This window comes from Photobacterium sp. SP02 (genome assembly GCF_038519165.1).
In the GTDB taxonomy this organism is placed as follows: domain Bacteria; phylum Pseudomonadota; class Gammaproteobacteria; order Enterobacterales; family Vibrionaceae; genus Photobacterium; species Photobacterium halotolerans.
The window spans coordinates 1-9,941 of record NZ_JASJOJ010000090.1; the positions used below are offsets into that span (position 1 = coordinate 1).

General features: G+C 46.7%; 9 protein-coding genes. 7 read left to right on the forward strand and 2 right to left on the reverse strand.

What is annotated here, in order from left to right:
- Positions 1–155 precede the first annotated feature (155 nt).
- Together P0Y67_RS21280 and P0Y67_RS21285 are read right to left on the reverse strand one after the other, a co-directional pair.
- Positions 156–2,240, reverse strand: a complete 2,085-nt coding sequence (locus P0Y67_RS21280) for an ATP-binding protein (protein ID WP_342393478.1) — start codon at positions 2,238–2,240, stop codon at positions 156–158.
- 5 nt (positions 2,241–2,245) lie between these two features.
- Entirely contained in the window at positions 2,246–3,418 is a 1,173-nt protein-coding gene (locus tag P0Y67_RS21285) for an FIST signal transduction protein (RefSeq protein WP_342393479.1), read from the reverse strand.
- A 152-nt stretch (positions 3,419–3,570) separates the two neighbouring features.
- Between P0Y67_RS21285 and P0Y67_RS21290 the strand changes: the two genes are divergently transcribed.
- The 7 genes from P0Y67_RS21290 to P0Y67_RS21320 all read left to right on the forward strand — a co-directional run.
- The gene (locus tag P0Y67_RS21290) at positions 3,571–4,260 is read left to right on the forward strand and encodes an SDR family oxidoreductase (RefSeq protein WP_342393480.1); all 690 of its coding nucleotides are present in this window, start codon (positions 3,571–3,573) and stop codon (positions 4,258–4,260) included.
- A gap of 781 nt (positions 4,261–5,041) precedes the next feature.
- Entirely contained in the window at positions 5,042–6,469 is a 1,428-nt protein-coding gene (ccoN, locus tag P0Y67_RS21295; RefSeq protein WP_342393481.1) for a cytochrome-c oxidase, cbb3-type subunit I, read from the forward strand.
- Positions 6,470–6,481: 12 nt separating this feature from the next.
- On the forward strand, positions 6,482–7,090 hold the full coding sequence (gene ccoO / locus P0Y67_RS21300) for a cytochrome-c oxidase, cbb3-type subunit II (protein ID WP_342393482.1): 609 nt from the start codon (positions 6,482–6,484) through the stop codon (positions 7,088–7,090).
- Between the two features lie 9 nt (positions 7,091–7,099).
- On the forward strand, positions 7,100–7,276 hold the full coding sequence (locus P0Y67_RS21305; RefSeq protein ID WP_342393483.1) for a cbb3-type cytochrome oxidase subunit 3: 177 nt from the start codon (positions 7,100–7,102) through the stop codon (positions 7,274–7,276).
- A gap of 2 nt (positions 7,277–7,278) precedes the next feature.
- Positions 7,279–8,256, forward strand: a complete 978-nt coding sequence (gene ccoP / locus P0Y67_RS21310) for a cytochrome-c oxidase, cbb3-type subunit III (RefSeq protein WP_342393484.1) — start codon at positions 7,279–7,281, stop codon at positions 8,254–8,256.
- A gap of 120 nt (positions 8,257–8,376) precedes the next feature.
- Positions 8,377–8,868 carry a FixH family protein gene (locus P0Y67_RS21315; protein WP_342393485.1) on the forward strand — a complete coding sequence of 164 codons (492 nt, stop codon included), beginning with the start codon at positions 8,377–8,379 and terminating at the stop codon, positions 8,866–8,868.
- Positions 8,865–9,941, forward strand: a 1,077-nt coding sequence (locus P0Y67_RS21320; protein ID WP_342393486.1) for a heavy metal translocating P-type ATPase metal-binding domain-containing protein, incomplete at its 3' end; no start/stop codon positions are given. The genes P0Y67_RS21315 and P0Y67_RS21320, both read left to right, overlap by 4 nt.

A 9,941-nucleotide genomic window follows, 5' to 3' on the forward strand; every position in this document is an offset into this window, starting at 1 on the left:
CTGGCTATTTAACCATAACGCTGATTTACCATAAAATAGGTAATTCACACTTATATTTAAGTCCTGCTGCAAATGTTCAGTTTGCCTGGTTCTTCAATGTCAGGTGGAATTACCTAAGATCGACGAACGCCAGTGCGTTCGTCGGTAAGCGTGAATTATGCCAGCGAGACTAACTCGGCGTATTCACTCAGCAATTTATCCAGTTCAGTGACACGTATCGGCTTTGCTAAAAAGCCGTTCATGCCCGCTTTTTGATATTCAAGCTGATCAGAGTGCATGGCATTTGCCGTCAGTGCAACTATGGGTAAATCGACATGCTTTTCCCGGATCTTTCTGGTTGCTTCCATGCCGTCCATAACCGGCATAGAGATGTCCATTAATATCAAATCAAATTGTTCGGGTGACGCTTTAATCATATCCAGTGCCATTTGCCCATTGTCGGCGACTTGAACATGATGTCCTCGTTTTTCCAGCATGAGTTTTGCGACCATCTGGTTTGTCTTGCTGTCTTCAGCCAACAAAATTGATAATGCTCGGCGCGGAACTTTTCTTTGCGGCAGCTTTTCTTCTTCAATTTCAGCTGCAGCTTCAACAATCGGTAAAAACACAGAAAAACAGCTACCTTGGCCTAACTGGCTGACCAGCGATATGCGGCCTTGCATTTTTCCGACAAGATGGCGACTGATGGCCAGGCCCAAACCGGTACCGCCATATTTTCTTGTAATACTGCCGTCTGCCTGAACAAACGGATTAAAGAGGTTTTTCTGTGCTTCATCAGAGATGCCGATTCCGGTATCAATTACCTTAATCACAATCTCATTATCTGTTGTCGTGACAACAACATTCACAGAGCCACTGTTGGTAAATTTGATAGCATTGCCAATCAGATTAAACATGACCTGAGTTACGCGGTTCTTGTCTCCTTGCGTTTTTTCAGGAACTGTTTCATCAACCCGGATATTCAAATCGATGTTTTTCTTCTGCGCCTGATCGCGCAGTTGTTCAACGACCAGCGTTGCACAATCTGCGACAGACATGGGTTCCATGTATAAATCAAACTTGCCTGATTCTATACGAGAGAGATCCAGAATATCGTTAATGATCGTCAGAAGCAGTTGAGCAGACTGCTCCATTTGATTGACCCATTTAAGCTGCTCAATATTCAGTCCTGAGTCCGCTAAAGTATCCATCAAACCAAGAACGGCGTTCAAAGGCGTGCGAATTTCATGGCTCATCATTGCCAGAAACTGAGATTTAGCAGCATTTGCTGACTCTGCCTGTTGTCGAGCCTGCTGTAATTCGACTAAACGCTGTTTCTTGCTGGTGATATCTTTCGCTGTTCCCCGATATCCCCGAAGTTCTCCGTGTTTACTAAAGTACGGGCTACCGCTGAAGCTAATCCATGCCCCACCCTCATTACCAGGCAACTGCCACTCCAGGTCTTCAAAATCTTCATTACTGAGCAATTTATTACGCAGCTTGGTTTGGAAATCGTTATCATCATCAAAGAGATCTAACAAACTTTTCTTATCAATCACGTGATTAGATAAGTCTGGCGCAGAGATATACGTAAACCTGTATTCGGTATCTATCTCCCAAAACCAGTCACCAACAGTATTTGCAAAGTCTTTAAATCGTTGCTGGTTGTGTAATAACTCTTGCGTTCGCACTGTCACCAGAGTTTGCAATCTTTCCCTGTAGTCAATATCGATGATTGCGCGCTCAAGTAACGGGCGAAATCGAGCCAGCACTCTTTTACATGAAGCGCCAAACTGGCCGGGTTGAGAATGCAAAAATAGCAATAACGCGTCACCTGAACTGACTTTCACTCCCGTCATCAACACTGATCGACAAAGTCCTATCTGATCTTTGGGCAAATAACGAAATTCGGCAACTTGCAGCGGATCGAAAAGTGCAATGCTTTCACCATTGATAGCACGTATAAAGGTTTGATTGACTTCCCAGGAGCAAGATTCAAAATTTGTACAGGTGGTGACAAGCTCTTCCAGATGTGACGTTTCATCTTCACGAGTCAGCACCAGAGCGTGTTCGAAACCAATATATTTGCGTAAAACAGCGAGCAGGCTATTGAATACTTGCCGCTTGCTATTGGCGCCAGCCATCGCTGACATGCCCGCTAAAATAGCAGAGTACTCATCTCTGAGCTGTTTTTCCCTTTCCTGGCTTCGGAGTAAGGCAAGCAAGGTTTCCTGTAGGGTTTCTGTTTCTCTGCCTGGCATGCTCATCATTCCCGGTAAAACAAAACGTTAGAAATCATTAAATTACCATGCTCATTTTCACCACCAAGAAACTGACCTTGTTCCCCAAATGTGAACGGACAAATAAACGGCGCGTTGAGCATAGATTGCTGCATTTTCTCTGCAACTATGTCCATCCTTGATTTCACCTGGAGCATACAGCCGGCACAATAAATACTTATCCCGCCAATAGCCTCGATCTGCTGATGGCTATCATGAAGCAATCCATCCACTGTGCGGCCGGTCCGGTTGACCAGATTATCTTCTGTCCCCGTCATCAGGTAGAGCTTCTCTCCTTCCTTTATAGAAGCAAACAATGTGATTCCACCACGCGCAGTAACAGAATTGGGATGAGCGAGCTTAAAATAGGGCAAGTCATGTAAGGTGCCCGCAATACGGCCAATTGGATGTAAAGCAGAGAGAGACATGATGCTTTGACCATACTCTAACGGTTGTTTAATCCACTCTTCATAGACCTCTTTTGCCGGCCGGTGATCAAGTTCTATGAGTTCCCTTCCCTCAACCTTAGTCGCCACGGCGTATCGATCAGTTTCTGCGTAACCTGAGTGAAAAGAGAAGCTTAAGTCGCATGATGGATAAAAGACACTCACTGCAACGCCTTCAGAAGCTGAATGATCTTGGGTGAAAAGCTGCCATTCCCCCAAAACCCCTGCATCCGCGGCGCTCCCACCAATAATAGGTACTGGTGTGCCAAACTCTTGAGATATGGCCTGTATCACCTCTTCTTCAGCGCCAGGACTTGCGTGCAGCAAAACGAGTGAAGGTAATTCCCCCGAGCGTCCGGTATTTTGAATGGCCTTCAGCAATGCCTGTTTTGCCATTTGATGAGGAAGCTGATGGGTAGACACCAAAGCAGAGCCATACGCGCCATTGAAATCAAAAACAGCCCATAAACCAATCACCCGATCAGGGAAATAGCCATCTTCTGTCAGGATACCCTGGCACGATGAACAGCCTAAAATTTGGGTATCGGGGAATTCAGCAACAAGTTGCTCTCGGATAACTTGCGCATTGTCATGCCCTGAAAAGTACACCAACAACAAGCTGGGACGTACTAATCTGGCTTTGAGTTGACTGACAGCTTCATCTACTGCTGCTGCTGTGGTTTCTATCGTTGAGTAGCTGGTAACAATTTCCATGTAGTGTTCACGGCTGAGTGTGTATCTTCCCCATAATAGACAGTTTCAATTTGAGGATCAGCAGAGTATTGAATTTTTATAAAAAAAACTCTTAAGTCTGTGTGCGATTTACCGTTATTAGTATTTAACTATTCGACAAAGCAGATTTGGGTATGACAAAGCAACCAGTAATCATTGTCACAGAAGGAACGACAGAGTTAGGCAAGCGTATCTGTAAAGAGCTTGCTGCTACTCAGTCTATTGTCATGTCACTGAGCAATGACGAAAATGCGGGTTATGATTTGGTTGCAGAGGAGCCGCGAGTCAGATTTCGCAATACAGATTGCAGTAAAGAATCAGACATTGCCGCGGCCGCCCGGGAGATTGAATCTCAATTTGGCCGGCTTGATGCACTTGTCATTAACCCATCGGTATCACTTCCCGATGTGGACATCCCCTTCACTGAAATGGATTTATTTGATTGGAACCAGGCACTTCACCACCAGTTAACAGCAACCTTGTTCACCGCCAGGCAATGCCTGCCTCTTCTGAAAGCAACGAAAGGGACCATTGTTCATGTTGTCCCTACCCCTCATGAATCTGCCATTAACAGTGAATTGCTCGCCGTATGCAGCCAGGGCCTGGTTGGACTGACTGAAGCTCTGGCCAATAGCTTATCACCTGATGTTACTGTCCATGCTGCCCGCTATATTCTTAACCGGACAAATGCGGTAAAAAATGATGTAAATCAATTCAAAGACGTGGCAGCTATGGTACGTTTTTTAGTGAGCAACGAGGCCTTGCACATCAACGGTCAGGTTTTCAACGTTTCGAACCGAGTTTTGGATAAAAAATCGTCATAATGGCACGGGAAAAGATTCAACCTAGTGAATGGATGAGAGTTTAATTCTATATAATTGTTTTTAATGAACTTTAATTAATTTAAAATGAAAAATAATGTTCTGATTTCTGATCTGGAACTTGCATGTTTGTCTTATCAGAGCAACATTGCGTTAAATCATTAAAGTACCCAACATTTCAATAACTTAAGCGATCGCACAGACTTCTTGATACCGATTGAACAAATCGTCCCCTTGCTCTGCCTCACTTGGCACCTTTAAATACAAAGGGAACTACTACCGGTACCCGTTTCTTACCTTTTCCCAGGCTGGCAACCTGCAGTGCTTTCCGCTTCTATTTCGCTTCATTCTCAGTACATTTATCTACCGAGCTCTCACAAGGCCTTGGTGCTTCTTCTGCCTTATTGTCAGATGTATATGTAATTGTTCTCCATACGAATGCCGCAATCAGAACAGCAAGTAGGAGCAGAATTTGGATCAAGCGAGCTTTCGTTAGTTTCTGTGCGGCCATGATTGTATACATTTCCCATGTTACATAGTTCAAACTTTTTGCATAAAAATAGTGAGCCGCGACATGAGCCCACCCTTCACACTGTCAATCATTTCTTATCTCAAGTATTATGCGTGCTGAAAATGCCACTTTTACAACAAAATAGCAATTTCCGTGTCGAATTGTTTATAAAAACAACACAGGATTTGTCTAAGCTTTGGGTGGCATTGCGAAATGAAGTTGTTCGCAAAGAAACAAGAGTGTAGTTGAAATTTTTTAGTGGAAGCATGCAACATGAGCCAAGAAAAGCAGCTTGATCAAAACTACAACTATACGGTCGTTCGTCAGTTCACCATAACTACCATATTGTGGGGAATTGTTGGAATGAGCGTTGGTGTACTTATTGCCGCTCAGTTGGTTTGGCCGGCCCTTAACTTTGACACCCCTTGGTTGACATATAGCCGTCTGCGCCCGCTGCATACTAATGCAGTCATCTTCGCCTTCGGTACCAGTGCACTGTTCGCGACATCTTACTATGTCGTTCAGCGTACCTGTCAAACCACGTTGTTTGGTGGCAAGTTAGCGTCGTTCACCTTCTGGGGCTGGCAAGCCGTCATCCTGTCCGCAGTGGTTACACTGCCAATGGGATTAACATCCAGTAAAGAGTATGCAGAACTAGAATGGCCGATCGATATTCTGATCGCTGTCGTCTGGGTCTCTTATGCAGTCGTGTTCTTCGGAACGATGATTAAACGAAAAACCTCCCACATTTATGTGGCAAACTGGTTCTTCGGTGCATTCATCCTGACAGTAGCCGTTCTTCACATTGTTAACAGCATGGCGATTCCGGTCTCAATGACCAAGTCGTATTCTGTTTACTCTGGTGCCGTCGATGCCATGGTTCAGTGGTGGTATGGACACAACGCCGTAGGTTTCCTTCTTACTGCTGGCTTCCTGGGTATGATGTACTACTTCGTCCCGAAACAAGCCGGTCGTCCTGTTTATTCCTACCGTTTGTCTATCGTGCACTTCTGGGCACTGATTTCTCTGTACATCTGGGCTGGCCCGCATCACCTGCACTACACCGCATTGCCTGACTGGACTCAGTCACTGGGCATGGTGATGTCTCTGGTACTGTTTGCGCCATCCTGGGGTGGCATGATCAACGGTATCATGACGCTGTCCGGTGCCTGGCATAAACTGCGCTATGACCCTATTCTGCGCTTCCTGGTAGTGTCACTGTCGTTCTACGGCATGTCTACTTTCGAAGGCCCGATGATGGCGATTAAGACAGTCAATGCCCTGTCCCACTATACCGACTGGACAATTGGCCACGTACACTCCGGTGCATTAGGCTGGGTTGCCATGGTTTCTATCGGTTCGGTCTATCACCTGATTCCAAAACTGTTCGGTCAAGAGCGTATGTACTCCATCAAACTGGTGAACGTGCATTTCTGGCTGGCCACTATTGGTACGGTTCTGTACATCGTAGCTATGTGGATTTCTGGTGTGATGCAAGGTCTTATGTGGCGCGCGGTGAATACCGACGGTACCCTGACCTACAGCTTTGTTGAAGCGCTGCAAGCGTCTTATCCGTTCTACTTCGTGCGTTTCTGTGGCGGCCTGATCTTTTTAACCGGCATGTTCCTGATGGCTTACAACGCTTACAGAACAATTGTCGCACCGAAAGACAGCTTAAAAGCCATAGAGCAACCAGCATAAGGAGTAAAACTGATGAGCTTTCGTCACGAACTTGTTGAAAAAAATGTTGGTTTGCTGGCCATCCTGATTGTGATAGCAATCAGTTTAGGTGCGCTGGTAGAAATCACGCCGTTGATTTATCAGGAACAAACAACTGAGCCAGTAGAAAACCTGCGCCCATACACAGCCCTGGAAATGGAAGGCCGTGACATTTATATCCGCGAAGGATGTAACGTTTGTCACAGCCAGATGATTCGCCCGTTCCGTTCAGAGACTGAACGTTACGGCCATTATTCTGTTGCCGGTGAAAGTGTTTGGGAACATCCGTTCCTTTGGGGCTCTAAGCGTACAGGTCCGGACCTGGCCCGTGTAGGCGAACGTTATTCCGATGAATGGCACCGTGTGCACTTGCGCAACCCTCGCGATGTAGTACCAGAATCTAACATGCCCGGTTTCCCCTGGCTGGAAGAAAATGTACTGGATGGCGAAATAACCTCTAAAAAACTTGCCTTATTCCGCGATAAGTTCGGTGTACCTTACACTGACGAACAAATTGCGAAAGCAGGTGATGATGTGAAAGGCAAGACTGAAATGGACGCACTTATTGCTTACCTTCAGTCTCTAGGTCACGCGATGAAATAAGGAGGCACCATGGATATCGGAACCATTCATAGTATCTGGACTGTAATTCTGTTCGGTAGCTTTATTGGTATTGTCCTTTGGGCCTACAGTAAACGCCGTAAATCCCAGTTCGACGAAGCTGCTAACTTAGTATTCGCAGACGAGGAGAAGGATATGGCCACGCGTGAAAAAGACAGGAGCAAATAAGAATGTCGACGTTTTGGAGTGTATGGATCATCGTCATCACGCTTGGCACCCTGGCTGCAATTGCTGCCATTCTTGCTTGGTGTAGCAAGGACAAAATGGGTGTTGAAGAAGGTGAGGACATGGGCCACGAATACGATGGTATTCGCGAGATCAATAACCCACTGCCTAAGTGGTGGTCTTACATGTTCTGGGGAACCATCGTTTTTTCTTTGGTATACCTGGCGCTATACCCTGGCCTGGGCAATTTTAAGGGTCTTTTGGGTTGGCAGAGTTCAGATCAGACTGTTCGTACAGTGGCTGAGTCAAAAGCCTCTATTGCTAACTCCCAGCAAGCGAAAGAGCTTGATCAGTATGCCAAAGAGTTAGGTGATGCAGAACAAGCTTATGGCGAGCTGTTTAAAGCCCTTGCCTATGACGAGTCTGGTAACAATCTTCGTCCAATCGAAGAAATTGCAGCCGATCAAGATGCTCGCCGTGTCGGCCAGCGCTTGTTTCTGCAAAACTGTGCTCAGTGCCACGGCTCTGATGCACGTGGTCAGCAGGGCTTCCCTAACCTGACCGATAACGATTGGTTGTATGGCGGTGAACCTGAAACCATCAAAACCACTCTGATGCATGGCCGTAAAGGCGCTATGCCTGCATGGATTGACACCCTGGGCGAAGACGGTGTACAAGAAGTCACAAGCTACGCACTGAGCCTGTCTGGCCGTAAAGTGAATGCCAAAGAGGCCGCGGCCGGTAAACAACGCTTTGTGGTATGTGCCGCCTGTCATGGTACGGATGGTAAAGGTAACCCTGCATTTGGTGCGCCTGACCTGACGGATAATATCTGGTTATATGGTGGCTCACGTCGTGCAGTAGTTGATACTATTACTCACGGTCGTCAGGGAGTCATGCCGGCTTGGGATAACATTCTGGGCGAAGAAAAAGTTCAGCTTATCTCTGCTTATGTATGGGGCCTGAGCAACAACGGGCAGTGATCCTGATTTCTGTTACGAATCAGTTAATTGTTGACGTTTGCTGACAATTTCACTGAAGCTAAGTCATAGGGCCCCTGCTAAAATCAGGGGCTCTTTTTATACATACTAAAAGGATTCACAATGCAAAAGCCATGGTATAAGCAGTTTTGGCCCTGGTTCATAATTGCGATTCCAGCCTTATCCATTACATACAGCATGACTGCGCTGTATATATTCTCTCAGAACAAAGTGGATCTGGTTGCTGAAGACTATTACAAGAAAGGAAAAGGCATCAATCAGGACTTTTCGCGGCTGCGTGTCGCCGACGCCCTGAAAATAAAGGCGGATATCAAGGTTGCTGAGCAAGATATCACTCTATCTCTCGATAAAGGTGAATTGCCTAATTTTCCAACTCTGCGAGTGCTTTTTACTCACCGCACCTTAGCGGAAAAAGACTTTACCCAAATGATCAGCCCGGACCAAAAAGGCCGCTACCGATTTACAGCACCAGAGTCGATTGATGGCCCATGGTTTGTCGAAGTAGAGCCGTTTCAGGGCGAATGGAAGCTGAATGGCCGTCTTAACCTGCCCTCATCCGATCCGATTAAGCTGTATGGACAAAACAAAGGATGACAACCTCTTGCTACCACTGTGGTGATCCTGTACCACACGATACCCATTTAACGGTCGACATCCTGGGAACAGCACGCAGTATGTGCTGCCCGGGCTGCCACGCTGTGGCAAGCACAATAGTCGACAGTGGTTTGACATCCTATTATGAGTACCGGACCGCAACAGCAGATAAAGCTGATCTGGTCCCTCAGCAATTACAGTCCCTGGCCCTTTATGACAACGAAGAGATTCAGCAAGACTTTGTCAGGACCAGCGACAACACACATGAAGTGACATTGTCACTCGAAGGCGTGTCGTGTGCCGCCTGTGCATGGTTAATTGAACGACAACTCAAACGCGAAACAGGCTTAGTTAACATTCGCGTCAATACCACCACGCACCGTGCTCTGCTCAGCTGGAACCCCGAGCAGACTAAACTCAGCACTCTTTTGTCCGCCATTCACCGTTTAGGCTACAAAGCGGCCCCTTTTGAGGCGGATAACCAAGAGCAGCATTACCACAATACGATGAAGAGCTACCTGTACCGTTTAGGTATCGCCGGCTTAGCCAGCATGCAGGTGATGATGCTGGCGGTTGCGCTGTACTTCGAGGTATTTGGTGATCTGGATGAGAGCTTCCGAAACTATTTCCGCTGGGTCAGCCTTCTGTTCGCCACCCCGGTACTTCTCTACTCGGCATTGCCCTTCTATCTGAATGCCTGGCGGAACCTCAAAGCACGCACATTAGGCATGGATGTCCCTGTTTCTATTGCGCTGATCTTTGCTTACGTGGCCAGCTTTTATGCCACTGTCACAGCAAAGGGCGAAGTGTTCTTCGAATCCATTTCGATGTTTACCTTCTTTTTATTAATCGGCCGCTATCTTGAGATGCGGGCGCGCCGTAAAGCAGCTGCAGCCAGTGCCAACCTGCTTAAATTGATTCCGGCTATGGCAAATTTGGTTGATGGTCGCCAGATTGCAGCCAAAAGCCTAAAGACAGGTGACGTGGTCACGGTTTTACCCGGAGAAAGCTTGCCTGCCGATGGGATAATTGTGTCTGGGAACAGTGTGGCGGCAGAGTCAATGCCTGCTCCG

What these genes read in the sequence shown, in the direction of transcription:
- P0Y67_RS21280 (WP_342393478.1), bottom strand. Translation starts at nt 2,240, where the DNA reads ATGCCAGGCAGAGAAACAGAAACCCTACAGGAAACCTTGCTTGCCTTA.
- P0Y67_RS21285 (WP_342393479.1), bottom strand. Translation starts at nt 3,418, where the DNA reads ATGGAAATTGTTACCAGCTACTCAACGATAGAAACCACAGCAGCAGCA.
- P0Y67_RS21290 (WP_342393480.1), top strand. Translation starts at nt 3,571, where the DNA reads ATGACAAAGCAACCAGTAATCATTGTCACAGAAGGAACGACAGAGTTA.
- ccoN (WP_342393481.1), top strand. Translation starts at nt 5,042, where the DNA reads ATGAGCCAAGAAAAGCAGCTTGATCAAAACTACAACTATACGGTCGTT.
- ccoO (WP_342393482.1), top strand. Translation starts at nt 6,482, where the DNA reads ATGAGCTTTCGTCACGAACTTGTTGAAAAAAATGTTGGTTTGCTGGCC.
- P0Y67_RS21305 (WP_342393483.1), top strand. Translation starts at nt 7,100, where the DNA reads ATGGATATCGGAACCATTCATAGTATCTGGACTGTAATTCTGTTCGGT.
- ccoP (WP_342393484.1), top strand. Translation starts at nt 7,279, where the DNA reads ATGTCGACGTTTTGGAGTGTATGGATCATCGTCATCACGCTTGGCACC.
- P0Y67_RS21315 (WP_342393485.1), top strand. Translation starts at nt 8,377, where the DNA reads ATGCAAAAGCCATGGTATAAGCAGTTTTGGCCCTGGTTCATAATTGCG.